This is a genomic window from Pseudomonas fluorescens (genome assembly GCF_001708445.1).
GTDB lineage: Bacteria > Pseudomonadota > Gammaproteobacteria > Pseudomonadales > Pseudomonadaceae > Aquipseudomonas > Aquipseudomonas gorinensis.
Genome location: NZ_CP015637.1, coordinates 993,307 through 1,017,413 on the forward strand (window position 1 = coordinate 993,307; position 24,107 = coordinate 1,017,413).

The window sequence follows — 24,107 nt, forward strand, 5'->3', positions numbered from 1 at the left end:
CTATAGGTAGGCGGCATGGGCCGCTTCGAGGCGGCCTTGGGCCCGCAGGATCAACTCGCAGAACTCACGGGCGGCGCCTTCGCCGCCACGGGCCGTGGTGATGCCGTGGGCATGCTCGCGAACAAACGCCGCCGCATTGGCGACGGCCATGCCCAGGCCCACGCGGCGGATCACCGGCAAGTCGGGCAGGTCGTCGCCCAGATAGGCGACCTGCTCATAGCTTAGGTGGAGTTGGCCAAGAAGCTCGTCCAGTACCACCAGTTTATCCTCACGGCCCTGATACAGGTGAGGAATCCCCAGGTTTTGTGCGCGGCGTTCCACAACCGGCGTTTTTCGGCCGCTAATAATGGCAGTTTGCACTCCCGCTGCCATCAACATCTTGATGCCCTGGCCATCGAGGGTGTTGAACGTCTTGAATTCGCTGCCGTCTTCGAGGAAGTACAGGCGGCCATCGGTCAGCACGCCGTCAACGTCGAAAATCGCCAGCTTGATGTGCTTGCCGCGTTGCAATAGGTCGCTGGTCATTTACATCACTCCTGCACGCAGCAAGTCGTGCATGTTCAGGGCGCCAATCGGGCGGTCATCGTTATTGACGACCACCAGCGCGCCGATCTTGTGGTCTTCCATGATCTTCAGCGCTTCGGCTGCAAGCATCTCGGGGCGTGCGGTCTTGCCATGGGGGGTCATCACCGCGTCGATGGTGGCGGTGTGGATGTCGATGGTGCGGTCCAGCGTGCGGCGCAAGTCGCCGTCGGTGAACACTCCGGCCAGGCGCCCGTCGGCTTCGAGGATCACGGTCATGCCCAGGCCTTTGCGGGTCATTTCCATCAGCGCATCCTTGAGCAGCGTGCCCCGTTGGACATGGGGTAGCTCATCGCCGGAGTGCATGACGTTTTCCACTTTCAGCAGCAGGCGACGGCCCAAGGCACCCCCTGGGTGGGAAAACGCGAAATCTTCAGCAGTAAAGCCACGGGCTTCCAGTAACGCCACGGCCAGCGCATCGCCCATGACCAGGGCGGCGGTGGTGGAAGACGTGGGGGCCAGGTTCAGGGGGCATGCCTCGTGGGTCACGTGAACGTTCAGGTTCACTTCGGCTGCCTTGGCCAGCGTCGATTCCGGGTTGCCGGTGATGCTGATCATCTTGATGCCCAGGCGCTTGATCAGCGGCAGCAGGGTCACGATTTCGTTGGTGGTGCCGGAATTGGACAGTGCCAGGATGATGTCATCCTTGGTGATCATGCCCATGTCACCATGGCTGGCTTCGGCCGGATGCACGAAGAAAGCGGTGGTTCCGGTGCTCGCCAGTGTCGCGGCGATCTTGTTGCCGACGTGGCCGGACTTGCCCATGCCTACCACGACAACGCGGCCCTTGCTGGCCAGAATCATCTCGCAGGCGCGTACGAAATCTGCATCGATATGGGCCAGTAAGCCTTCTACGGCTTCAAGCTCAAGGCGAATGGTGCGTTGTGCGGATTGGATAAGATCGCTGGATTGGCTCATGTCTGAAATCGTATAGCCTGACGAAAAGTCGGCGATTATAACGGTAATGAGCAATTCCCTCACGCAAGTTCGTCAGGCTTTATTCTGCGGGTGGCATGAGATTCCCTCTCAGTAACATAGCCAGCAACGTTTTTTCCCTGTCCCCAATCTGAACAAGCGCTTTTCCGGCCTTGGGCGCGTTGTACCAGCAGTGATATAGTTCGCCGCCAGTTCGGTTCACCCAGCCCATACGTCTATCTATATCGCGCAATCGTGCAAACGTTTGTCGCCAATACGGTGTCTGAGTGAGAAGCTGCATCCCAAGGAGTTTAGATGAGTGCCGATAACGCCTACGCGGTCGAGCTGAAGGGCCTTACCTTCAAGCGCGGGACGCGCAGCATCTTCAATAACGTCGATATTCGCATTCCCCGTGGCAAGGTCACGGGCATCATGGGGCCTTCCGGTTGCGGCAAGACCACCCTGTTGCGGCTGATGGGCATGCAACTGCGCCCCAATGCCGGCGAAGTGTGGGTCAATGGCCAGAACCTGCCGACGCTGTCGCGTAGCGAGCTGTTTGACGCACGCAAGCACATGGGTGTGCTGTTCCAGAGTGGTGCGCTGTTCACTGACCTGGATGTTTTCCAGAACGTGGCGTTTCCGCTGCGAGTGCATACCCAGCTGTCTGATGAAATGATTCGTGACATCGTGTTGCTGAAACTGCAGGCCGTGGGCCTTCGCGGTGCCATCGACCTGATGCCTGACGAGTTGTCCGGTGGCATGAAACGTCGTGTCGCCTTGGCGCGCGCCATCGCCCTTGACCCGCAGATCCTCATGTACGACGAGCCCTTCGTTGGCCAGGACCCGATCGCCATGGGCGTGCTGGTACGCCTGATCCGCCTGCTCAACGATGCGCTGGGGATCACCAGTATCGTGGTGTCCCACGACCTTGCAGAAACCGCGAGCATTGCCGACTACCTGTATGTCGTCGGCGATGGTCAGGTGCTGGGGCAGGGCACGCCTGAAGAGCTGATGAACGCTGACAACCCGCGTATCCGCCAATTCATGACCGGCGATCCTGATGGCCCGGTGCCTTTTCATTTTCCGGCAGCGGACTACCGCGCAGATCTTCTGGGGAAGCGCTGATGCGCAAGACATCACTTATCGAAAGGGTTCGCCTTTTCGGCCGCTCCGGCATCGACATCATCGAAGTGCTGGGGCGTTCGACCATTTTCCTGTTCCACGCCTTGCTGGGCCGCGGTGGCATCGGCGGCGGCTTTGGCTTGCTGATCAAGCAACTGCACTCCGTCGGCGTGATGTCCCTGGTGATTATCGTGGTCTCCGGGGTCTTTATCGGCATGGTGCTTGCGTTGCAGGGCTTCAACATCCTATCCAGCTACGGCTCGGAGCAGGCGGTCGGGCAGATGGTCGCCCTGACGCTGCTGCGCGAGCTGGGGCCGGTGGTGACTGCCTTGCTGTTCGCCGGGCGCGCCGGTTCCGCGCTGACCGCTGAAATCGGCAACATGAAGTCCACCGAGCAGTTGTCCAGCCTGGAAATGATCGGCGTGGACCCGCTCAAGTACATTGTTGCCCCGCGCCTGTGGGCCGGCTTCATTTCCCTGCCGCTGCTGGCGATGATTTTCAGTGTGGTGGGTATCTGGGGCGGTTCGTGGGTGGCGGTGGATTGGCTGGGGGTCTACGAAGGCTCCTACTGGGCCAATATGCAAAACAGCGTTACCTTCAGCGGCGACGTGCTCAACGGCATCATAAAGAGCATCGTCTTCGCCTTTGTCGTGACCTGGATCGCCGTATTCCAAGGCTATGACTGTGAGCCCACTTCAGAAGGGATCAGTCGTGCCACCACCAAGACCGTTGTGTACGCCTCGCTGGCGGTACTGGGCCTTGACTTCATTTTGACCGCCTTGATGTTTGGAGATTTCTGATGCAAAACCGCACTGTGGAAATCGGTGTCGGCCTTTTCTTGCTGGCTGGCATCCTGGCTTTACTGTTGCTCGCCCTGCGAGTCAGTGGCCTTTCGGCCAGCCCTACCGCCGATACTTATAAACTTTACGCGTACTTCGACAATATCGCCGGTTTGACTGTCAGAGCTAAGGTGACCATGGCCGGTGTGACTATCGGCAAGGTCACGGCAATCGATCTGGACCGCGACAGCTTCACCGGGCGAGTGACCATGCAACTGGACAAGAAGGTCGATAATCTGCCGACTGACTCCACTGCATCTATCCTCACTGCGGGTCTGCTGGGCGAGAAGTACATCGGTATCAGCGTGGGCGGGGAAACAGCCCTGCTCAAGGATGGCTCGACCATCCACGACACGCAGTCGTCGCTGGTACTTGAGGACCTGATCGGTAAATTCCTGCTCAATACGGTCAATAAAGACGCCAAATGAGGAACCTGTTCATGATCTCTACCTTGCGACGTGGCCTGCTGGTACTGCTTGCGGCGCTGCCGCTGATGGCTAACGCGGCAGGTTCTGCGCACGAACTGGTGCAGGACACCACCAGCAAAATGCTGGCTGACCTGACTGCCAATAAAGAGCAGTACAAGCAAGACCCGAGTAAGTTCTACGACGCGCTCAATACCATTGTCGGCCCTGTCGTCGATGCCGAAGGCATTTCGCGCAGCATCATGACGGTCAAGTACTCGCGCAAGGCCACGCCTGCGCAGATGCAGACGTTCCAGGAAAACTTCAAGAAGGGTCTGTTCCAGTTCTATGGCAACGCCCTGCTGGAGTACAACAACCAGGGGATCACTGTCGATCCGGCCAAGGATGAGTCGGGTGACCGCACCAGCGTTGGCATGACCGTCAAAGGCAGCAACGGTGCGATCTACCCTGTGCAGTACACGCTGGAGAAGGTTAACGGTGAGTGGAAACTGCGCAACGTGATCATCAACGGTATCAACATTGGCAAGCTGTTCCGCGACCAGTTCGCTGACGCGATGCAGCGCAATGGCAACGACCTGGACAAGACCATCAACGGTTGGGCCGGTGAAGTGGCCAAGGCCAAGGAAGAAACCGATAAAGCAGCCGGGAAACCCGCGCAATGACCGAGTCGGCTGTTCGTATCGGCGAAGCCGGCGAGCTGTTCCTCAGCGGCGTGCTGGATTATCGCTCCGGGCCTGACCTGCGCAAGCAGGGCCAGGCGCTGATCAAGGCGAGCACCGCGCCTGCGCTGGTGCTGGACTGCTCGGCGGTAACCAAGTCCAGCAGCGTCGGTTTATCGCTGCTGCTGTGCTTTATACGTGATGCCGAGGCGGCGAAAAAAACGGTCAGTATCCGTGCGCTGCCCGACGACATGCGTGAAATTGCCGAAGTTTCCGGTCTGACCGAACTGTTGGCGCATCCTTAATAAAGAAGCCCCCCGTCAGAGTCCTGCTATGCGGGGTTCGCAGGCGCGGGGCTTTTTTGTATGATGTGCGACCCGTGCGCACTGGGCGCCGATAGAGGTTGAGCATGCAGGCCCTAGAAGTTAAGAGCTTCCTTGAAGGAAAGCTGCCGGAAACGAAAGTAGAAGTTGAAGGCGAAGGCTGCAACTTCCAGCTGAACGTGATTAGCGATGAACTGGCGGCACTCAGCCCGGTCAAGCGTCAACAGCAGATCTATGCCCATTTGAACCCGTGGATCACCGATGGCAGCATCCACGCGGTCACTATGAAATTTTTCAGCCGCGCGGCCTGGGCCGAGCGCACCTGAGCCCCCAAGGCGTCGAGATTCTTATGGATAAATTGATTATTACCGGCGGTGCCCGCCTTGATGGCGAGATTCGCATTTCCGGTGCGAAAAACTCTGCCTTGCCGATCCTGGCCGCGACCCTGCTGTGCGATGGCCCCGTAACCGTAGCCAACCTGCCGCACCTGCATGACATCACCACCATGATCGAGCTGTTTGGTCGCATGGGTATTGAGCCGGTAATCGACGAGAAGCTGTCCGTCGAAATCGACCCGCGCACCATCAAGACCCTGATCGCCCCGTACGAACTGGTGAAAACCATGCGTGCGTCGATCCTGGTGCTGGGCCCGATGGTTGCCCGTTTCGGCGAAGCCGAAGTCGCATTGCCTGGCGGTTGCGCCATTGGCTCGCGTCCGGTGGACCTGCACATCCGTGGCCTTGAAGCCATGGGCGCAACCATCGACGTCGAGGGTGGCTACATCAAGGCCAAGGCGCCGGAAGGCGGCCTGCGTGGCGCCAACTTCTTCTTTGATACCGTCAGCGTGACCGGTACCGAGAACATCATGATGGCCGCTGCCCTGGCCAACGGTCGCAGTGTGCTGCAAAACGCCGCTCGCGAGCCTGAAGTGGTCGACCTGGCCAACTTCCTGATCGCCATGGGGGCCAACATCACCGGCGCCGGCACCGACACCATCACCATCGACGGTGTGAAGCGCCTGCACCCTGCCACCTACAAAGTGATGCCGGACCGCATCGAGACCGGTACCTACCTGGTTGCTGCTGCCGTCACCGGTGGTCGCGTCAAGGTCAAGGACACCGATCCGACCATCCTGGAAGCGGTCCTGGAGAAACTGCGCGAAGCCGGTGCCGAAATCACCACCGGTGAAGACTGGATCGAGCTGAACATGCACGGCAAGCGGCCAAAAGCCGTCAACGTGCGTACTGCTCCGTACCCGGCGTTCCCAACCGACATGCAGGCGCAGTTCATCTCCTTGAACGCGATTGCCGAAGGCACGGGTGCAGTGATCGAGACCATCTTCGAAAACCGCTTCATGCACGTGTACGAACTGCACCGCATGGGCGCGAAGATCCAGGTCGAAGGCAACACGGCCATCGTTACCGGCACCGAGAAGCTCAAGGGCGCGCCAGTCATGGCCACCGACCTGCGCGCTTCGGCCAGCCTGGTGATCTCGGCGCTGATCGCCGAAGGAGACACCCTGATCGACCGCATCTACCACATCGACCGTGGTTACGAATGCATCGAAGAAAAACTGCAGATGCTCGGCGCGAAAATCCGCCGCGTACCGGGCTAGTCCCAGTAGCTGCGAAAACATCCACTGTGGCGAGCCCGCTCGCCACAGTAAGATGTTTTGCGGTTAACTGAGTTTGTCCCTGCTGAATACGATTTCAAGTCGAGGCTGTCATGGCCTCGATCTGTGTCTGGCGCCGTTTGCGACCGGACAGCAATAGCCTGATGAAGGACTGACATTTCCCATGTTGACCATCGCACTGTCCAAGGGCCGCATCCTTGACGACACCTTGCCGCTTCTGGCTGAAGCGGGCATCGTGCCGACCGAGAATCCGGACAAGAGCCGCAAGCTGATCATCCCTACGACCCAGGATGACGTTCGCCTTTTGATCGTACGGGCTACCGACGTGCCGACGTACGTTGAGCATGGCGCGGCCGACCTCGGTGTCGCCGGTAAGGACGTGCTGATGGAATACGGCGGCCAGGGCCTTTACGAGCCGCTGGACCTGCGCATTGCCCTGTGCAAGCTGATGACCGCCGGCCGTGTCGGTGATGTCGAGCCTAAAGGTCGCCTGCGCGTGGCCACCAAGTTCGTCAACGTCGCCAAGCGCTACTACGCCGAACAAGGCCGTCAGGTCGACATCATCAAGCTCTACGGCTCGATGGAGCTGGCACCGCTGATTGGCCTGGCCGACAAGATCATCGACGTAGTCGACACCGGCAACACCTTGCGTGCCAATGGCCTGGAGCCCCAGGATTTCATTGCCGACATCAGCTCCCGGCTGATCGTCAACAAGGCTTCCATGAAAATGCAGCACGCCCGTATCCAGGCGTTGATCGACACCCTGCGCAAGGCAGTGGAGTCTCGACACCGCGGTTGACTCACCCGCGTAGCTTAAAAGCTGCGCCCGTCTATCCGCCTCATAGCCAGAATTCTCAGGTGCCCAAGCGGAGCGAACGGTAGTTTAGGGCGCCTGAGTTTTTGCCAATTCTATTGAGGCCCTCGCTATGACCACGTCCACTGCAATTGCCCGACTCAACGCTGCCGACCCGGATTTCGCCCATCATCTGGATCATCTGCTGAGCTGGGAAAGCGTGTCCGACGACTCGGTCAACCAGCGGGTGCTCGACATCATCAAGGCCGTGCGCGAGCGCGGTGATGCAGCGCTGGTGGATTTCACCCGCCAGTTCGATGGCCTGGACGTCAAGTCCATGGCTGACCTGATCCTGCCTCGCGAACGCCTGGAGCTGGCCCTGACGCGCATCACCGCGCCGCAGCGCGAAGCCCTCGAAGTCGCTGCGACCCGAGTGCGCAGCTACCACGAAAAACAGAAGCAGGACTCCTGGAGCTACACCGAAGCCGATGGCACCGTGCTGGGCCAGAAGGTCACGCCACTGGACCGCGCCGGTTTGTACGTGCCAGGCGGTAAAGCCTCGTACCCGTCGTCGGTGCTGATGAACGCGATCCCGGCCAAGGTGGCGGGCGTGACCGAAGTGGTCATGGTGGTGCCGACCCCGCGTGGTGAAATCAACGAGCTGGTACTGGCAGCGGCTTGCATCGCCGGCGTCGACCGCGTGTTCACCATCGGCGGCGCCCAGGCTGTCGCGGCCCTGGCCTATGGCACCGAAAGCGTACCGAAGGTCGACAAAGTGGTCGGCCCCGGCAACATCTACGTCGCCACCGCCAAGCGCCATGTGTTTGGCCAGGTCGGTATCGACATGATCGCCGGGCCTTCGGAAATCCTCGTGGTGTGTGACGGCCAGACTGACCCGGACTGGATCGCCATGGACCTGTTCTCCCAGGCTGAGCACGACGAAGATGCCCAGGCGATCCTGGTCAGTCCCGATGCCGAGTTCCTCGACAAGGTTGCGGCCAGCATCAATAAGCTGCTGCCGACCATGGACCGCGCCGACATTATCGAGAAGTCGATCAATGGCCGTGGTGCGCTGATCCTGGTGCGTGACATGGAGCAGGCCATCGAAGTGGCCAACCGTATCGCACCGGAACACCTGGAGCTGTCCGTGGCCGACCCACAAGCCTGGCTGCCGTCGATTCGCCATGCCGGTGCGATCTTCATGGGCCGCCACACCAGCGAAGCCCTGGGTGACTACTGCGCGGGTCCCAACCACGTATTGCCGACCTCCGGCACCGCGCGCTTCTCGTCGCCGCTGGGGGTGTATGACTTCCAGAAGCGTTCGTCGATCATCTTCTGCTCGCCACAAGGTGCTTCCGAGTTGGGCAAGACCGCTTCGGTGCTGGCCCGTGGTGAATCCCTGAGCGCCCACGCCCGCAGCGCTGAATACCGCATCCTTGACGACAAGAAAGGTAATTGAGATGAGCAAATTCTGGAGCCCCTTCGTCAAGGACCTCGTGCCTTACGTACCCGGTGAGCAGCCGAAGCTGACCAAGCTGGTCAAGCTCAACACCAATGAAAACCCCTATGGCCCATCGCCCAAGGCGCTGGCGGCCATGCAGGCCGAGTTGAACGACAACCTGCGCCTGTACCCGGACCCCAACAGCGACCTGCTCAAGCAGGCCGTGGCCAAGTACTACGGGGTCGACGCCGGCAAAGTGTTCCTCGGCAACGGTTCCGATGAAGTCCTTGCGCACATCTTCCACGGCCTGTTCCAGCACGACTTGCCGCTGCTGTTCCCGGATATCAGCTACAGCTTCTATCCGGTGTACTGCGGCCTCTATGGCATCAAGTCCGACCCGGTGCCGCTGGATGAGCAGTTCCAGATTCGCGTTGCGGACTACGCCAAGCCCAACGGCGGGATCATCTTCCCCAACCCGAACGCGCCGACTGGCTGTGTGCTGGCGCTGGAGGCGGTGGAGCAGATCCTCAAGGCCAGCCCGGATTCGGTGGTGGTGGTTGATGAAGCCTATATCGACTTTGGTGGCGAAACGGCGATCAGCCTGGTCGACCGTTACCCGAATCTGCTGGTGACCCAGACCCTGTCCAAATCGCGCTCACTGGCCGGTTTGCGCGTGGGCCTGGCGGTGGGGCACCCGGACCTGATCGAGGCACTGGAGCGGGTCAAGAACAGCTTCAACTCCTACCCGCTCGATCGCCTGGCGATCGTTGGCGCGGCGGCGGCGTTCGAGGACCGTGAGTATTTCGAGAAGACTTGCCAGTTGGTGATCGACAGCCGTAACAAGCTAGTCGCGCAATTGGAAGGCGAAGGCTTTGAAGTATTGCCATCGGCTGCGAATTTCATCTTCGCCCGCCACCCTCAGCACGACGCAGCGGGCCTGGCGGCCAAGCTGCGTGAGCAAGGGGTTATCGTGCGGCACTTCAAGCAGGAGAGGATTGCCCAGTTCCTGCGGATCAGCATCGGTACGCCGGAACAGAACCAGGCGCTGATTGATGGCTTGGGTGAGCTCTAAGCCACACTGAAGATGTAAAAATGTGGGAGGGGGCTTGCCCCCGATAGCAGTGTGTCAGTCGCTACATGTATGACTGATACACCGCCATCGGGGGCAAGCCCCCTCCCACATCTGGTTTTGCGTTGGCAGTTAGAGCAGCGGTTCGTCAGGCTTTTTGTTCTTCCAGCCATCATTGCCCGGCAGCAGCAGGTTCAGACCAATCGCGACCACCGCACACAAGGCAATGCCCTTCAGGCCGAAGTCGTCCGGCCCCGTGCCGGTACCCACCAGCACACCGCCAATCCCGAACACCAGGGTCACCGACACAATCACCAGATTGCGCGCCTCGCCCAGGTCGATCTTGTGGCGGATCAGCGTGTTCATGCCCACTGCGGCAATCGAACCGAACAACAGGCATAGAATCCCGCCCATCACCGGCACCGGGATGCTCTGCAGCAGTGCGCCGAACTTACCGATAAACGCCAGGCTGATGGCAAAGATGGCGGCCCAGGTCATGATCTTCGGGTTGTAGTTCTTGGTCAGCATCACCGCGCCCGTCACTTCGGCGTAGGTGGTGTTCGGCGGGCCGCCAAACAGGCCAGCGGCCGTGGTGGCGATGCCGTCGCCCAGCAAGGTGCGGTGCAGGCCCGGTTTTTTCAGGTAGTCGCGCCCCGTCACGCTGCCCACCGCGATCACGCCGCCGATATGTTCGATCGCCGGAGCCAGGGCTACCGGGACGATAAACAGGATCGCCTGCCAGTTGAACTCCGGCGCGGTGAAGTGGGGCAGGGCGAACCACGGTGCGGCGGCGATCTTCGCCGTGTCGACCACGCCAAAATAGAATGACATGGCAAAGCCCACCAGCACGCCGGAGATGATCGGCACCAGGCGGAATATGCCTTTGCCGAACACCGCCACGATCAGCGTGGTCAGCAACGCTGGCATCGAGATCAGCATCGCCGTCTGGTAATGGATCAACTCGGCACCGTCGCCGGATTTACCCATCGCCATATTCGCGGCAATCGGCGCCATGGCCAGGCCGATGGAGATGATCACCGGGCCGATCACGACCGGCGGCAGCAACCGGTCGATGAAGCCGGTGCCCTTGATCTTTACCGCAGCGCCAAGGAAGGTGTAAACGAAACCGGCCGCCATCACCCCGCCCATGGTCGCCGCCAGGCCGAACTGCTGCTTGGCGAGAATGATCGGGGTAATGAAGGCAAAGCTCGACGCCAGGAATACCGGCACCTGCCGCCCGGTCACCAGCTGGAACAGCAGCGTGCCCAGGCCGGCGGTGAACAACGCGACGTTTGGATCAAGACCTGTAATCAGCGGCATCAACACCAGCGCGCCAAATGCCACGAAGAGCATCTGTGCGCCAGACAGGATCTGGCGCCAAAGCGGGTCGTTGAATTCATCCTGCATGCTCACGCGTCCTTCTGCTTGGTACCGAAGATCTTGTCGCCGGCATCGCCCAGGCCCGGGATGATGTAGCCGTGTTCGTTCAGGCGTTCATCGATGGAGGCCGTGTAGATCTGCACGTCCGGGTGGGCCTTCTCGACAGCGGCGATGCCTTCCGGCGCGGCCACCAGCACCATCGCGCGAATGTCCTTGCAACCGGCCTTTTTCAGCAGGTCGATGGTGGCGACCATGGAACTGCCGGTGGCGAGCATCGGGTCGATGATCATCGCCAGTCGCTCGTTGATTTCCGGTACGAGTTTTTCCAGGTACGTGTGCGCCTGCAGGGTTTCTTCATTGCGGGCCACGCCCACGGCGCTGACTTTGGCGCCCGGGATCAGGCTGAGCACACCTTCGAGCATGCCGATACCGGCCCGCAGGATCGGTACCACGGTGATTTTCTTACCGGCGATTTTCTCGACCTGGACGGGACCCGCCCAACCGGGGATCTCGTAGCTTTCCAGGGGTAAATCCTTGGTGGCTTCGTAAGTGAGCAACGCTCCGACTTCCTGAGCAAGCTCACGGAAGTTCTTCGTGCTAATGTCGGCGCGGCGCATAAGGCCGAGCTTGTGTCGGATCAGCGGATGGCGGATCTCGCGAGTGGGCATGGGAAAGGCTCCGGCGGCGGGCAAAAAAACCGGCCTAGATTAATCTATCCGAGGGTGTTGTCCTATAGACATCTAGTACGTTAGTCCATTAAGGCTTGAACGTTGCGCCTCACATGCGTACCTTTGCCCGCTTTTCTTGCCACAGCACCCCCTTGGAGAGCGCCATGTCCGCTGATCTCGAGCATATCCGTCAAATCATGCGCGAGGCTGACTGCCTGTACACCGAAGCGCAAGTCGAAGAAGCGATCGCCCGGGTCGGCGCACACATCACTCGCGAGATGGCCGATACCAACCCGGTGGTCTTCTGCGTGATGAATGGGGGCCTGATCTTCGCCGGTAAATTGCTGACTCATCTGCAATTCCCGTTGGAAGCGTCCTATCTGCACGCCACCCGTTACCGCAACGAAACCAGCGGTGGCGATCTGTTCTGGAAAGCCAAGCCGGAAGTCTCGTTCATCGACCGCGACGTGCTGATCATCGACGACATCCTTGATGAAGGGCACACCCTGGGCGCGATCATCGACTTCTGCAAACATGCCGGCGCGCGCAAAGTACACACCGCCGTGCTGATCGACAAAGATCACGACCGCAAGGCGCGTCCTGAGTTGAAAGCCGATTTCGTCGGTCTGCCGTGCATCGATCGCTACATCTTCGGTTACGGCATGGACTACAAAGGTTACTGGCGCAATGCCAATGGGATTTACGCCGTCAAAGGGATGTAAGGCATGACTCGCTTTCTTGACCAGACGTTGTTTGCCGAGTTGGCCGAGAAAGCGGCCGCCAGCTCCCGTGGCCGGCACCACCATAACTTCCATCAGATGGAAGAGCCGTGCCATCGCCTGGCGGTGGGCCTGCAACCCGATACGTATGTACCGCCTCACCGTCACCTGAGCGCGGACAAGGCTGAAACGCTGCTCGTGCTCAAGGGGCGCCTGGGCTTGTTGGTGTTCAGCGAGGCCGGCGAGGTGCTTGCCCAGCGTGTGATGCAGGCGGGCGGTGAGTGTTCGGGAGTGGATCTGCCACCGGGTGTGTTCCATGGCTTGGTGGTGCTGGAGCCCGATACCGTGATGTTCGAGTGCAAGGCCGGGCCCTATCGGCCGGTTGGTGAGGGTGAACTGGCTGACTGGGCGCCCCGCGAAGGCGATGCCGATGTGGCGCAGTATCAACGCTGGATGCTTGCCCACTTCGATTGAGCTACAGTGCTGGGCCATCTTCTGCGGAGCGGCCCATGAGCCTGTTGATACGCACCTGCGCCGCCCTGGCGCTGACCTTGAGCCTGCCCCTGGCCGCCGCGCCTGCGCCGATGCACAGTCAATTCCTGCCGCCGGACGACCTGGCCTTGCGCGCCGAAGCGCCTGACCAGCAGCAACTGCTGCAAATTACCGAATATGCAGTGGTGGTGGGTAACCAGCGTCAATCCACCCAGCAGCCGATTCCGGTGACCTCTCCGTTGATGATTCGACTCAAGGGCAAGTCCTTGAACAAGGGCGCGACCATCGCCCAGGTGGTCCTCAATTTCGATGCCGAAAGCAAAAGCCTGAAAAAGCCGGCATACGATGACAAGAGTAAAACCTTGACCCTGTCGTACCCGGTGACCCAGTACCGAGTGATTGTCGACTTGCTGCGCAATGACACGGTATATGTGCAGTTCCTCAGTTACGCCAATGGGCATATCTGGGCGGATTTGCATACCGGGGCTGTTCGTACCAAATAGCAAAAATACTGAAGAACCAATATGGGAGGGGGCAAGCCCCCTCCCACAGTTTGATCTGCATTCAACAGGTAGGCCTCAGTTGGCTTTTGCGGTCTTGGAGCAACGGGAGTTGGACTGGTGTACTCGATTAAAAATGTGGGAGGGGGCTTGCCCCCGATGAGGGCCTGTCAGTTGATGCATCTGTGGCTGATCCACTGCCACCACATTGGTTCTTCAGCGCTTTCGAAGCCCGCGCCTCGCAGGTAGACTTCAAACCCCGTGTAAATGTCTGCAGGCTGGAGTCGGTAATGCGTAAAGATAAGAAACAGGTGATTGGCGACGAAATCGGCGACGATCAAATCAAGTTGTTCCTGGACTTCGAGCCAGTTGACGCGACTTCACCGTCCCTGCACAAACTGATCAAGGCCTATCGTGGCCTGCGTATCGACGATTTCGAACGCTTCCTGGGCTTCTTCAAGGCTGCTGGCCTGGACCTGGACGGCAAGGACGAGCATGGCCAGACCTTTGTCGACCTGATCAAGGACCAGCGCAACGCCGCCGAGTACATCGAGCTGATCGACAACGCCCGCGGCTGACGCTTGCGAGGCATAAAAAAACGCCCCGCTCTCAGCCTGAGAGCGGGGCGTTTTTGCTTTTAACTGTAGGAGCGATCAAGCGTAGCTTTCAGCCTCGTTGCTTTGCTCTACAAGCTCCAGGCTGATGTTGTTCTGCGCATTGATCTTGCGATACAGCTCAGCATCGGTTTCCAACACTTTTTCCCGGGCCGGGAAGATTTCATGCAGCTTGGTGGCCCATTCGCCGGCAGTTTTTTCCGGGAAGCAGCGCTCGATCAGTTCCAGCATGATCGACACCGTTACCGACGCGCCAGGAGAAGCACCCAAAAGCGCCGCCAACGAACCGTCCTTGGCTGCGACCAGTTCGGTGCCGAATTGCAGCACGCCGCCTTTCTTCGGATCTTTCTTGATGATCTGCACGCGTTGGCCGGCCACTTCCAGGCGCCAGTCCTCGGCTTTGGCTTCCGGGTAGAAGCGGCGCAGGGATTCAAGGCGCTGCTCCATGGACTGCATCACTTCGCTGACCAGGTACTTGGTGAGGTCCATGTTGTCCCGTGCCACGGCCAGCATCGGCCCGATGTTGCCGGCGCGCACGGACAGCGGCAGGTCGAGGAACGAGCCATGCTTGAGGAACTTGGTGGTAAATCCGGCGTAAGGCCCGAACAGCAGGGACTTCTTGCCATCGACCACGCGGGTGTCCAGGTGTGGCACGGACATCGGTGGCGAACCCACCGCGGCCTGGCTGTAGACCTTGGCCTGGTGGTGCTTGACCACTTCCGGGTTGTCGCAACGCAGCCACTGCCCGCTGACCGGGAAGCCGCCAAAACCTTTGCTCTCTTCGATACCCGAGGCTTGCAGCAGGGGCAGGGCCGCACCACCGGCGCCGAGGAACACGAACTTGGCGTCCACATCACGGCTGTTGCCGCTGTTGACGTCCTTGATGCTCACAGTCCAGCCCGCGCCGTTGCGCTTGAGGCCGGTCACGCGCTTGCAGTACTTGACCTGGGCGTCCGCCGAGCTGGTCAGGTGGCTGAGCAGTTGGTTGGTGAGGGCGCCGAAGTTGACGTCGGTGCCGTTCACGACACGGGTTGCCGCGATTTTTTCGTCCAGCGGGCGGCCTGGCATCATCAGCGGCATCCACTCGGCCATCTCGCTGCGGTCTTCGGTGTAGTGCATATCCGAGAACGCGTGGTGCTGGCTGAGGGTTTCAAAGCGCTTCTTGAGGAAAGACACGCCTTTTTCGCCCTGAACGAAGCTCAGGTGCGGCACCGGGCTGATAAAGGACTTGGACGAGCCAAAGGTGCCTTTTTTGGTCAGGTACGCCCAGAACTGCTTCGACACCTCGAACTGGGTGTTGATGTGCACGGCTTTCTTGATGTCGATGGAACCATCGGCGGCCTGGGGGGTGTAGTTGAGCTCACACAGGCCAGCATGACCGGTACCGGCGTTGTTCCACGGGTTGGAACTTTCCGCGGCACCCGAATCCATCAGCTCAACGACTTCCAGCTTGAGGCCGGGGTCGAGCTCTTTGAGCAGTACGGCCAGGGTGGCACTCATGATGCCGGCCCCTACCAGTACTACGTCGACTGCTTCGTTATGCGCCATTTAACGCGTCTCCAAAATCTGCAGCACCAAATTGACGGCATGGCTGCCAGGAGTGACGGGGCGGTTCACGTGTTGCCCCAGGTTACCCATGGCCAGGATCGCCATGTCCGATTCGCAATTCTTTGCAACTTCAGCGCACGCTTCCTGCCGGGCTAATCTGCCTATGAACGCATTCATGGGCGCCTGTGGCAATTCGACTTATGGTCAAAGCGTGCGATTCGTGCAACCAATCCGTAGCGGACAGGATCAAGCCAGCGTTTTTGAGGCGTGCTCGTTCCTGTGTGGTTGGGCTGTTCCAGACGCTGATGGTGCTTGTACAAACGCCAAACTATTCATTTGCTCGCCACACTCTTGTGAAGTTGTGAAAACCCGTTTTTTCACGCTCTTTTGAAGACGTGAACCTCAAAAAAGGGCTGCCCAGTCTGGCACCTGGCCCGCGACACCTCTGCCGATATGCGGCAAAACGGGCAAACAACTCAAGTGGCCGAGCGCAATGGCAGCTCTGGCAGATTCGGTAAAGAAGGGTGGTTTGCAAGGAAAACAGCAAGCGCGCCAGCTTCACTCGATCTGTGTGGGCGGCTCTCTGTGGGCGATTCTTGGGGGTTAATACCGAGGCATTAACGATGCTGCGAGGCCCGATCAGGAGACGTCCTTATAATCGGGGGGAGATTGTAGCGAAGAACGCTAAGGAAATGGGCGTGTTTTATGACTTTTATTAGGTGTTCGGTCAGGCGGCCAACGGCTGGTGACTTGGTGCCTGCGCAGGGCGCTGGCTGATGCGCGCGCGCGCTGGCAAGGGGTGGTGCATCCAGCTCAAGCGAATTTCGTCGATTTCTACCCAACCTTCGCCGACCGGCGGCAGGCTGCACTCTTTGAAGGCCTGGCAGCGGCCTTGGGCATCGAGCAGGGCAAACTGGCGAAGGGCGGGCTTGCGAGAGAACAGTGACCAGAGAAAATGCATGGGATCGACCTCCTTGGATTGAAACCAAGCATGCGCGCCCACGATGACGCACTCGTGTATCAGCGGTGACATATCTGTGACACCGAACCGCTACATCGCCAGCGGGTCATAGGTTGTAACTGGCGCTAGTTCCCGGCAATGGCCGCCCGCTATACTGCCGCGCTGTCGGTACTCGATTTCTGGAGAGAAGAGCATGTTGCAACGCCTGTTGTTCGGTTTGATCACTGTGACCAGTTTGACCCTGGTTGGCTGCGCCAACAGCCCGCAACAACTCAGCCCGCAGCCGATAATCACCACGCAGTTGGCGCCCGTGGGGCACGGCCAGCCGGTTTCGGTGCGTGTAGTGGACGGTCGTCCATCACCCACCCTGGGCTCCCGTGGCGGCTTGTACCCGGAGACCGCACTGGTGTCGGTGAACGCTGCCGACGTGCTGCCCAAGCTGCAAGCCCAGGCCGAAGCCGCCGTGCGCCTGCTGGGTTTTACCCCGGCCAATTCGCCGGGCGCCCCTCAGTTGACCATCACCCTGGCCGAGCTGAAGTACCAGTCGCCCAAGGACGGCCTGTATGTGACCGAAGCCTCTATTGGCGCGACGTTCAAGTCTGACGTCACTGCCGGCACCCGTCGCTACAGCGGCCGTTATGGTGCGTCCCTCAATCAGCGCTTTGGCATGGCGCCGAACCAGGAGACCAATACCAAGCTGGTCAGCGATGTGCTCAGCGACGCCCTGACCCGTCTGTTCAAGGACCCAAGCATCGGCTCCTTGCTCAGCTCGCAATAACCGCTCAATAAAAAACCGGGCCCAGCGATGGGCCCGGTTTTTTTATGCCTTCGGTTTCAGGCTGCGGTGTCGATACAAAAGTCCAGCAGGCTCACCCCCGTCAGCAAATCAGCCTCCGGCAAGTCTGCATGTTGATGCCCGCCAAGGGCGCAATACACCAGCCAGTGGCGGTCCTGGACGTTGAATGCCAGGCCGTCGACCAGCGCCTCCTGCTCATCGCTTTGGGCGATCAGATACAGCCGATCCTGGTTCTGCGCGTGCAACATGACAAGCTCCCGAGCGTTCGAAGGGCAACAGAGTGGCCTGTTAAGGTGACGTTCAGGTGACGCCGTAAATTACTGGATACATTAGCCGTCAATGGAGGAAGGAGTTGGACGGCGCAGGAGGTGACTATCCTTCAGGTTTGTATCTGAATGGATACCAGAATACTGATTCACCGAGGTGTGTGATGGCACTGCCCGCACTGCTGATCAATGCTGTTGCCTTATTAGTGGCCTGCCCGGGTGCAGTGCTGCTGTTCATTACCCGCTTTCGCGAGCAGCGTGCGATGGCCGACCTGGCTGCGCAGAGCGAAGAGCGCGCAATCGACCAACCGATGCTGTTTCTGGATGTGCGCACCGAACGGGCGCATCGCCTGGCCTATCGCATTGGCTTTGCCTGCCTGGGACTGTCGCTGGCCATGTCCTGGCTCAGCACCCACCTGTAAAAACACCACAAAACACCAGTGGGAGGGGGCTTGCCCCCTCCCACCTTTTTGTTTCGGTGTTTACAGGGGGATTCCGGCTTTAACGCGGTACTGGTTGCGAACGGGCGTTGCATATTGCACCACCAGGAACGGCCGGTGCTCGGCCGGGCATTCATTCAAGCGCCGTTCCCACTCGGCTTTTGCCTTGGCCAGTTCGTCCGCCGGGAAGACATCTGCCGCCGTGGGCACCTGCAATTGTGGGTCGGCATCGCTCCACTGGGCGTACGCCAGGTAGTGCACCGGGAACAAGCGATAACCCCCGAGGATCTGCCGGTCCATTTCCGCCGCGAGCAGCTTGGTATCTTCGAAACGCTCGGTGATCGGCGCCGCGAAGTTCACATGCACACGACCCTTGTAGCCGGTGATGCCAAGCGCAATGCTCACATCGTCCTCGCCCGGCGCCTTGCAGTAGGTGCCGGTGGTGGCGCGGATGTACAGTTCGCGGGCCTTGGCAGCATCGCAGGGGTCGTATTCATAGCTGATCGACACCGGCGTCAGGTTCAACGACTGGATCACCTCGGCAAACGGCTCGTCCTTGCGGCTGACGTGGAACATCTTCAGGATCGCCGATTCGGTGCGGTCATCCCCATCCTTGGCGCGGCCTTCGGCCTGGGCGATCCAGATCGACTGGCAGTCGTTGCGGATCGAATGGTTGATGTACGCCGACAGCAGCTGATAGGCCGCCATTTTTTCTTTTCGCCCAGTGATCGAGCGGTGCACGATAAAGCTCTTGTTCAAGCGCATCAGGTCGCTGACAAATGGCTTTTGCAGCAGGTTGTCGCCGATGGCGATGCGCGGTGTCGGCAGGCCGGCGTGGTACACGGCGTAGTTGACGAAGGCCGGGTCCATCACGATATCGCGGTGGTTGGCCAGGAATACGTAGGCGGTGCCCGACTTGAGTTGCTCGACGCCGGTGTAGGTCACGCCGTCGGTCGCCCGGTCAATGGTGTGGTCGACGTAGTACTCGACTTTGTCCTGCAGCGTGGCCACGGTGGTCACACCGGCGAATTCGCGGCGCAGCTTGCGGGCGATCATCGGCTTGAGCAGCCAGCCCAGGGCGCCGGCAAAGCGCGGGAAGCGGAAGTGGGTCAGGATGTCCAGAAAGGCCTTGTCACTGAACAGCCGGTCCAGTACTGCCGGGACTTCGCTGTCATTGTAAGGTCGGATGGTATCGAATTCGCCCATCATGCTCTCTTGTTAGAAACGGCTAGGGTAAGTAGAGGAAATACCAGGGTGCGGCCGCAATATTGGCTCTGCCGTGAATAGCCCTGTAAATAGACCGGCGATTATACGCACAAGTCACTTGGGAGACCGCGATGCTGGAAGATGCGACGTACGATTGTCCTTATTGTGGTGAAGAGGTCGAGACAACGGTGGATCTGTCGGGGGGTGATCAGACCTATATCGAAGACTGCCAGGTGTGCTGCCGCCCGGTCACTTTCAATCTGCAGGTCCATGGTGACGAATGGATGCTGGAAACGCGCAGCGAAAACGAATAACGGGGGGGCGCCCATGCAGCGAATCTACGAACCGGAAAACCTGATGGAAGGCGAGCTGCTGCAACAGATGCTCGCCAGCGAGGGCGTCGAGGCGCACCTGGTGGGGCGGCATTTGCTCGGCGGCACCGGCGAATTGCCGATTTTCGGGCTGTTGGGTTTGGAAGTGGATAATGACCAGGCCGCGTATGCTCGCGAGCTGATCACCGCTTATAACGGCGCGCAACCGCTGCCCGGCGATGAACCCGACAGCTTCCCCGACGTGTTGGTCTGTTAGGCTGTCGGTCGGTTTACCCCAAGAGTCGTGTTGCCCCATGTGTGGACGTTATGCCCTGTTTCGCTGGAACCCCTCATTTGCTGCCTTGCCGGGTTTTCCGGCAGACCAGCAGGCCCAGTGGAACATCTCCCCGAATGATTCGGTGCTGATCCAGCGCGCCACCGACGGCCAGCGCACCCTGGCCCGCGCCCGCTGGGGCCTGACCCCAGCGTGGCTGACCGACCTTTCCCGCACCCCGGCCCATGCCCGTGCCGAAACCCTGGCCGAGCAACCGATGTTTCGCGAGGCCTTTCGCCAGCGTCGTTGCCTGCTGCCGGCCAACGGTTTCTACGAATGGCGCGGCACCCAGCGCAAGCGTCCGTACTGGCTGACACCGGGCGAGGGTTCGACGCTGTTTTTTGCGGCGATCTGGGAAGCCTATCCGGTGCAGGAACAGGTGTGGCTGAGCACGGCAGTGGTGACCCAGGCGGCGCAGAGCCAGCGCCGGCCGTTGATTCTGGATGCGGCGGGGCAGGAGGCCTGGCTCGATCCTGAAACACCGTTGCATGTGTTGCAGGGCTTGTTGGCCAGTGAGCCGACCGCGTTGCGCGAGCGGGTACTGGCCAATATGGTGAACGATCCGAAGCTCAATGGCCCGGAGTGCCTGACGCCGGGTTGAGCCTGTGAGTGATCTGCGGCCTCATCGCGAGCAATGCCCGCGATAGGCCGCTCAAGATCGCCGAAAAGCTTAAACCTTGAACTGATTGATCAAGCGCCGCTGCTGCTCCGCCAGTTTGGTCAAATCCGCACTGGCCGCACTCGACTCATCCGCACCGCCCGCCACTTCATTGGCCACTTGGCCAATATTGATCACATTGCGATTGATGTCCTCGGCCACCGCGCTCTGCTCTTCGGCAGCGCTGGCGATCTGGGTGTTCATGTCGTTGATCACCGACACCGCCTGGGTAATGGTCTCCAGTGCTTCGGCGGCCTTGGCGGCGTGCTGCACGCTTTCGTCGGTACGGTTCTGGCTGTCTTCCATCACGCGCACCACTTCTCGCGTACCTTGCTGCAACTGCTGGATCATGGCCTGGATTTCTTCGGTGGCCTTCTGGGTCTTTTGCGCCAGGTTACGCACTTCATCTGCCACGACGGCAAACCCACGGCCTTGCTCGCCGGCCCGTGCCGCTTCAATCGCCGCATTGAGCGCCAGCAGGTTGGTCTGTTCGGCAATCCCACGAATGGCTGTGAGGATCGCGTTGATGTTCTCGCTGTCCTTGGCCAGGGTTTGCACCACGCCCACGGCCTTGCCGATTTCTTGGGCGAGTGCGCCGATCGAGCTCGAGGTGTCGCGCACAATGCGCATGCCTTGGCTCGCGGCCTGGTCAGCGTGGTTGGCCGCTTGCGCAGCCTGGGTCGCGTTACGCGCTACGTCCTGGGCGGTGGCGGTCATTTCGTGCACCGCGGTGGCGACCTGGTCGATCTCGACCATCTGTTTATGCACGCCCTGGTTGGTGCGAATCGCGATGTCGGCAGTGTGTTCCGAAGAGTCGCTGACCTTCTGCACCGAACTCACCACCTGGGTGATCATGCCCTGCAGCTTGATCAGGAAAGTATTGAAGCCGGTGGCAATCGCGCCCAGTTCATCGGCGCGATCACTGGTCAGGCGCCGCGTGAGGTCGCCTTCGCCCTGGGCGATGTCGTTGAGCATCGCCACCATTTGCTTGAGTGGGCGAGCGATGCCGTGACCTACCAGCCAGATCACCAGCAAGCCAATGCCAGCAATCAACAGGCCGACCATGGTCATGCCGAAGATATCGGTCTTGCGCTGGGTATCCAGGTCGCTTTGCAGTGTTTGCAGTTCGGCCATGACGGCGCTCAGGGGTAACTGCATCATCAGGGTCCAGCGCGCGTCGGTCTGACCGATGTTGAACGGCAGGAACAGTTCGATATGCCCGTGCTCATGGTCGATGTCGTACCGCACTTCGCCGACTTTCAGTTGATTGAGATTGGCCAGTTCGTTGCCGTCGAGCAGGTCGGAGGCTTTTTCACCGAGCTTGCTGGGGTCCTTGGTAGACGCCACCAGGCGTCCGTTGCTGGAGATCAGTGCCAGTTCACCGGCTCCGTTGTAGAGTTTTTGATCCGCGCTGGTGAGCATGTCCTGGATGAAGTTCACCGACAGGTCGGCACCGACGATGCCCTGGAAGGCGCCGTCAATCATGATCGGTTCGATAAACGAAGCCAGCATCACCATGGCGTTGCCGACCTTGTAAGGTGCGGGGTCGATGGCGCAGGGCTTTTTGCTTTCCTTGGAGCACAGGTAGTACTCGCTGGCGCGCACGCCCGTGGACAGCATCTTCTGATCGGCGACATCGGCGAGCTTGTCCAGGCCGAGGCTGCCATCCGCGTTGCGATACCACCAAGGAATGAAGCGGCCGTCGACACCCATGCCGACGATGGGGCTTTTCACGTAGGCAGCGTCGTTGTGATCGATCGCATTGGGTTCCCAGCCGATATAGGCGCCGAGGATTTTCGGGTTGCGCACCACGGTTTCGTGCAGCAGGTTGATCAGTTGTTCGCGGCCAATTTGCAAGGCGGCATCGCCTTTGGCGTCTTTCATGCCGAGCAGGGCGTTGGTGGTGGCCAGGCTTCTTGCTGTCACCAGGGGCGCCTCCAGTTCTCGCTGGATCAATGTGGCCTGGGTTTGCGCCAATGCAGTGAGGCGCTGTTCGATGATCTGCTCGAACTGTGCCTGGGTGCGGGCCTGCACCATCTCCTGTGTGCGGGCGCCGGCAAACAAGGCGTAGAGCACCAGCACGGCGACCACACTCAGCACAATGGCCCCGGCCAGTGCGGCGACGGAAAACTGAATCGACTTGAACTTCATGAAGGCTCCAGGCGCAGGGGGGGAAGGGCTGCTTGTTTATATCGGCCATGGACGCGGGAGGCATGAGGGTTTGCTCCACGAATTAATGCGAGCTGTCGCAAATGGAATGCTTGCCGCCGTTGTCGGGGTGTGGGATGTATCTGAAATTTAGCGGCTACACGTCTGGTGTATCTGGCGTCGATACAATTCACCGCCTACGATACGCGCCATGTTTTCAGGGCTTTTTTTCAGGGAGAGTATGTTGATGAAGAAATCATTGGCCGTAAGTGTGTTGGCAGCAGCGGTACTGCTGGCCGGGTGTCAATCGGTCAACACCACCAGCGGTGGCGCCGTTGGGGTTGAGCGCAAGCAATATATGTTCAGCATGCTGTCGAGCCAGGAAGTCGACCAGATGTATGCGCAGTCCTATCAGCAGACCCTGGGCGAAGCCAGTAGCAAAGGCCAGTTGGACAAGACCAGCGCCAACGCCAAGCGCGTGCAGGCTATCGCCAACCGCTTGATCGCCCAGGCGCCCACCTTCCGCCCGGATGCGGCGCAGTGGAAGTGGGAAGTCAACCTGATCAAGAGCGATGAAATGAACGCCAACTGCGGGCCTGGCGGCAAGATCTTCGTGTACAGCGCCTTGATCGACAACCTCAAGCTCACCGATGACGAGTTGGCCGCAGTGATGGGCCATGAAATCGCCCACGCCTTGCGCGAGCATGGACGTGAAGCCATGTCCAAGGCCTACGGCATCGAAATGGCCAAGCAGGGCGCCGGTGCGTTGTTCGGCCTGGGCCAGGACAGCCTGGCGCTGGCCGACACCGTGGCCAACTACGGCATGACCTTGCCTAACAGCCGCAGCAATGAGAACGAAGCAGACCTGATCGGCCTGGAACTGGCGGCCCGCGCGGGCTACAACCCGAATGCGGCCATCACGCTATGGAACAAGATGGCCAAGGCTTCGGAAGGCGCGCCACCGGAATTCATGAGCACTCACCCGGCCTCCGACAGCCGGATCGCCTCGTTGCAGGCAGCGATTCCGAAGGTGATGCCGCTCTACCAGCAGGCCAAAAAATCTTGATCCTGTGAAGGTCTAAATGTGGGAGGGGGCTTGCCCCCGATAGCGGTGTAAAGCCAGTGGAGATATCGACTGGCGCACCGCAATGGTGGGCAAGCCCTAACACCTGTCAGTTAAGAGATAGAACGGGCAAACAGCAACCTGTGGCAAGCCCGCTCGCCACAGTTACAGTGTTTCTCCTTCACTGGCAGGCATTAGGGCA

29 protein-coding genes and 1 pseudogene are annotated in these 24,107 nt (G+C 59.9%); 20 read left to right on the forward strand and 10 right to left on the reverse strand.

Going from position 1 to position 24,107, the window contains the following annotated elements; genetic code table 11:
• The gene (locus A7317_RS04370; protein WP_069075269.1) at positions 1 to 525 is read right to left on the reverse strand and encodes a KdsC family phosphatase; all 525 of its coding nucleotides are present in this window, start codon (positions 523 to 525) and stop codon (positions 1 to 3) included.
• Positions 526 to 1,500, reverse strand: a complete 975-nt coding sequence (locus tag A7317_RS04375) for a KpsF/GutQ family sugar-phosphate isomerase (protein WP_024073473.1) — start codon at positions 1,498 to 1,500, stop codon at positions 526 to 528. It lies immediately after the preceding gene.
• Between the two features lie 312 nt (positions 1,501 to 1,812).
• Between A7317_RS04375 and A7317_RS04380 the strand changes: the two genes are divergently transcribed.
• The 10 genes from A7317_RS04380 to hisC all read left to right on the forward strand — a co-directional run bounded on the left by A7317_RS04380 (position 1,813) and on the right by hisC (position 9,804).
• A complete protein-coding gene (locus tag A7317_RS04380; protein ID WP_069075270.1) occupies positions 1,813 to 2,622 on the forward strand; it encodes an ATP-binding cassette domain-containing protein in 810 nt (269 codons plus the stop codon).
• On the forward strand, positions 2,622 to 3,419 hold the full coding sequence (mlaE, locus tag A7317_RS04385; RefSeq protein ID WP_024073475.1) for a lipid asymmetry maintenance ABC transporter permease subunit MlaE: 798 nt from the start codon (positions 2,622 to 2,624) through the stop codon (positions 3,417 to 3,419). The genes A7317_RS04380 and mlaE overlap by 1 nt, the downstream gene beginning before the upstream one ends.
• Positions 3,419 to 3,886 carry an outer membrane lipid asymmetry maintenance protein MlaD gene (mlaD, locus tag A7317_RS04390; RefSeq protein ID WP_017845975.1) on the forward strand — a complete coding sequence of 156 codons (468 nt, stop codon included), beginning with the start codon at positions 3,419 to 3,421 and terminating at the stop codon, positions 3,884 to 3,886. The genes mlaE and mlaD overlap by 1 nt, the downstream gene beginning before the upstream one ends.
• Before the next feature lie 11 nt (positions 3,887 to 3,897).
• On the forward strand, positions 3,898 to 4,545 hold the full coding sequence (locus A7317_RS04395; RefSeq protein ID WP_041161099.1) for an MlaC/ttg2D family ABC transporter substrate-binding protein: 648 nt from the start codon (positions 3,898 to 3,900) through the stop codon (positions 4,543 to 4,545).
• Positions 4,542 to 4,847: an STAS domain-containing protein gene (locus A7317_RS04400; RefSeq protein ID WP_024073477.1), complete on the forward strand. Its 306-nt coding sequence runs from the start codon at positions 4,542 to 4,544 to the stop codon at positions 4,845 to 4,847. The genes A7317_RS04395 and A7317_RS04400 overlap by 4 nt, the downstream gene beginning before the upstream one ends.
• Before the next feature lie 104 nt (positions 4,848 to 4,951).
• Positions 4,952 to 5,191 carry a BolA family protein gene (locus A7317_RS04405; RefSeq protein ID WP_024073478.1) on the forward strand — a complete coding sequence of 80 codons (240 nt, stop codon included), beginning with the start codon at positions 4,952 to 4,954 and terminating at the stop codon, positions 5,189 to 5,191.
• Between the two features lie 23 nt (positions 5,192 to 5,214).
• A complete protein-coding gene (murA, locus tag A7317_RS04410; RefSeq protein WP_024073479.1) occupies positions 5,215 to 6,480 on the forward strand; it encodes a UDP-N-acetylglucosamine 1-carboxyvinyltransferase in 1,266 nt (421 codons plus the stop codon).
• Between the two features lie 181 nt (positions 6,481 to 6,661).
• Positions 6,662 to 7,297 carry an ATP phosphoribosyltransferase gene (gene hisG / locus A7317_RS04415; protein WP_003188599.1) on the forward strand — a complete coding sequence of 212 codons (636 nt, stop codon included), beginning with the start codon at positions 6,662 to 6,664 and terminating at the stop codon, positions 7,295 to 7,297.
• A gap of 127 nt (positions 7,298 to 7,424) precedes the next feature.
• A complete protein-coding gene (gene hisD, locus A7317_RS04420) occupies positions 7,425 to 8,750 on the forward strand; it encodes a histidinol dehydrogenase (protein ID WP_024073480.1) in 1,326 nt (441 codons plus the stop codon).
• Position 8,751: 1 nt separating this feature from the next.
• Positions 8,752 to 9,804 carry a histidinol-phosphate transaminase gene (hisC, locus tag A7317_RS04425; protein ID WP_069075271.1) on the forward strand — a complete coding sequence of 351 codons (1,053 nt, stop codon included), beginning with the start codon at positions 8,752 to 8,754 and terminating at the stop codon, positions 9,802 to 9,804.
• 129 nt (positions 9,805 to 9,933) lie between these two features.
• On the opposite strand, the gene A7317_RS04430 is transcribed toward hisC, so the two are convergent.
• Together A7317_RS04430 and upp are read right to left on the reverse strand one after the other, a co-directional pair.
• Positions 9,934 to 11,208 carry a uracil-xanthine permease family protein gene (locus A7317_RS04430; RefSeq protein WP_024073482.1) on the reverse strand — a complete coding sequence of 425 codons (1,275 nt, stop codon included), beginning with the start codon at positions 11,206 to 11,208 and terminating at the stop codon, positions 9,934 to 9,936.
• A 2-nt stretch (positions 11,209 to 11,210) separates the two neighbouring features.
• Entirely contained in the window at positions 11,211 to 11,849 is a 639-nt protein-coding gene (gene upp / locus A7317_RS04435) for a uracil phosphoribosyltransferase (protein WP_024073483.1), read from the reverse strand.
• Between the two features lie 164 nt (positions 11,850 to 12,013).
• Here upp and A7317_RS04440 point away from each other — a divergent pair, with 164 nt between their 5' ends.
• From A7317_RS04440 to A7317_RS04455, 4 genes are all read left to right on the forward strand, one after another.
• On the forward strand, positions 12,014 to 12,571 hold the full coding sequence (locus A7317_RS04440) for a hypoxanthine-guanine phosphoribosyltransferase (protein ID WP_024073484.1): 558 nt from the start codon (positions 12,014 to 12,016) through the stop codon (positions 12,569 to 12,571).
• A gap of 3 nt (positions 12,572 to 12,574) precedes the next feature.
• Positions 12,575 to 13,042: a WbuC family cupin fold metalloprotein gene (locus A7317_RS04445; RefSeq protein ID WP_024073485.1), complete on the forward strand. Its 468-nt coding sequence runs from the start codon at positions 12,575 to 12,577 to the stop codon at positions 13,040 to 13,042.
• Between the two features lie 35 nt (positions 13,043 to 13,077).
• The gene (locus A7317_RS04450; protein ID WP_024073486.1) at positions 13,078 to 13,563 is read left to right on the forward strand and encodes a hypothetical protein; all 486 of its coding nucleotides are present in this window, start codon (positions 13,078 to 13,080) and stop codon (positions 13,561 to 13,563) included.
• A 287-nt stretch (positions 13,564 to 13,850) separates the two neighbouring features.
• The gene (locus A7317_RS04455) at positions 13,851 to 14,138 is read left to right on the forward strand and encodes a PA4642 family protein (protein ID WP_017845962.1); all 288 of its coding nucleotides are present in this window, start codon (positions 13,851 to 13,853) and stop codon (positions 14,136 to 14,138) included.
• 75 nt (positions 14,139 to 14,213) lie between these two features.
• Here A7317_RS04455 and mqo read toward each other — a convergent pair whose 3' ends face one another.
• Complete coding sequence (mqo, locus tag A7317_RS04460; RefSeq protein ID WP_024073488.1) at positions 14,214 to 15,722, reverse strand: malate dehydrogenase (quinone); 1,509 nt, start codon at positions 15,720 to 15,722, stop codon at positions 14,214 to 14,216.
• A gap of 727 nt (positions 15,723 to 16,449) precedes the next feature.
• Positions 16,450 to 16,683, reverse strand: a complete 234-nt coding sequence (locus A7317_RS04465; protein WP_069075272.1) for a hypothetical protein — start codon at positions 16,681 to 16,683, stop codon at positions 16,450 to 16,452.
• Positions 16,684 to 16,876: 193 nt separating this feature from the next.
• Here A7317_RS04465 and A7317_RS04470 point away from each other — a divergent pair, with 193 nt between their 5' ends.
• Positions 16,877 to 17,461, forward strand: coding sequence for a YajG family lipoprotein (locus A7317_RS04470; RefSeq protein WP_024073490.1), 585 nt, complete (start codon positions 16,877 to 16,879; stop codon positions 17,459 to 17,461).
• A gap of 56 nt (positions 17,462 to 17,517) precedes the next feature.
• Here the strand turns inward: A7317_RS04470 and A7317_RS04475 are convergent, their stop codons facing one another.
• Positions 17,518 to 17,727 carry a hypothetical protein gene (locus A7317_RS04475; RefSeq protein ID WP_024073491.1) on the reverse strand — a complete coding sequence of 70 codons (210 nt, stop codon included), beginning with the start codon at positions 17,725 to 17,727 and terminating at the stop codon, positions 17,518 to 17,520.
• A 182-nt stretch (positions 17,728 to 17,909) separates the two neighbouring features.
• Between A7317_RS04475 and A7317_RS04480 the strand changes: the two genes are divergently transcribed.
• Positions 17,910 to 18,167, forward strand: a complete 258-nt coding sequence (locus tag A7317_RS04480) for a hypothetical protein (protein ID WP_024073492.1) — start codon at positions 17,910 to 17,912, stop codon at positions 18,165 to 18,167.
• Between the two features lie 60 nt (positions 18,168 to 18,227).
• On the opposite strand, the gene A7317_RS04485 is transcribed toward A7317_RS04480, so the two are convergent.
• Entirely contained in the window at positions 18,228 to 19,391 is a 1,164-nt protein-coding gene (locus tag A7317_RS04485; protein ID WP_172831337.1) for a 1-acyl-sn-glycerol-3-phosphate acyltransferase, read from the reverse strand.
• 131 nt (positions 19,392 to 19,522) lie between these two features.
• Between A7317_RS04485 and A7317_RS04490 the strand changes: the two genes are divergently transcribed.
• From A7317_RS04490 to A7317_RS04500, 3 genes are read left to right on the forward strand one after another with little or no spacing between them, the layout of a single operon-like run.
• Positions 19,523 to 19,705, forward strand: a complete 183-nt coding sequence (locus tag A7317_RS04490; RefSeq protein ID WP_069075273.1) for a CPXCG motif-containing cysteine-rich protein — start codon at positions 19,523 to 19,525, stop codon at positions 19,703 to 19,705.
• A 13-nt stretch (positions 19,706 to 19,718) separates the two neighbouring features.
• Positions 19,719 to 19,979 carry a putative signal transducing protein gene (locus A7317_RS04495; protein ID WP_024073494.1) on the forward strand — a complete coding sequence of 87 codons (261 nt, stop codon included), beginning with the start codon at positions 19,719 to 19,721 and terminating at the stop codon, positions 19,977 to 19,979.
• Positions 19,980 to 20,016: 37 nt separating this feature from the next.
• Positions 20,017 to 20,637 carry an SOS response-associated peptidase gene (locus A7317_RS04500; protein WP_024073495.1) on the forward strand — a complete coding sequence of 207 codons (621 nt, stop codon included), beginning with the start codon at positions 20,017 to 20,019 and terminating at the stop codon, positions 20,635 to 20,637.
• A 69-nt stretch (positions 20,638 to 20,706) separates the two neighbouring features.
• Here the strand turns inward: A7317_RS04500 and A7317_RS31440 are convergent, their stop codons facing one another.
• Together A7317_RS31440 and A7317_RS31445 are read right to left on the reverse strand one after the other, a co-directional pair.
• Positions 20,707 to 21,549: a methyl-accepting chemotaxis protein gene (locus A7317_RS31440; protein WP_370694637.1), complete on the reverse strand. Its 843-nt coding sequence runs from the start codon at positions 21,547 to 21,549 to the stop codon at positions 20,707 to 20,709.
• A gap of 15 nt (positions 21,550 to 21,564) precedes the next feature.
• A pseudogene (locus A7317_RS31445) lies at positions 21,565 to 22,845 on the reverse strand (HAMP domain-containing protein); the annotation flags it as partial.
• A gap of 244 nt (positions 22,846 to 23,089) precedes the next feature.
• On the opposite strand from A7317_RS31445, the gene A7317_RS04510 reads away from it, so the two are divergent.
• Positions 23,090 to 23,908 (forward strand): M48 family metallopeptidase, encoded by an 819-nt coding sequence (locus tag A7317_RS04510; protein WP_041160843.1) that lies wholly within the window; start codon positions 23,090 to 23,092, stop codon positions 23,906 to 23,908.
• Positions 23,909 to 24,107 lie beyond the last annotated feature (199 nt).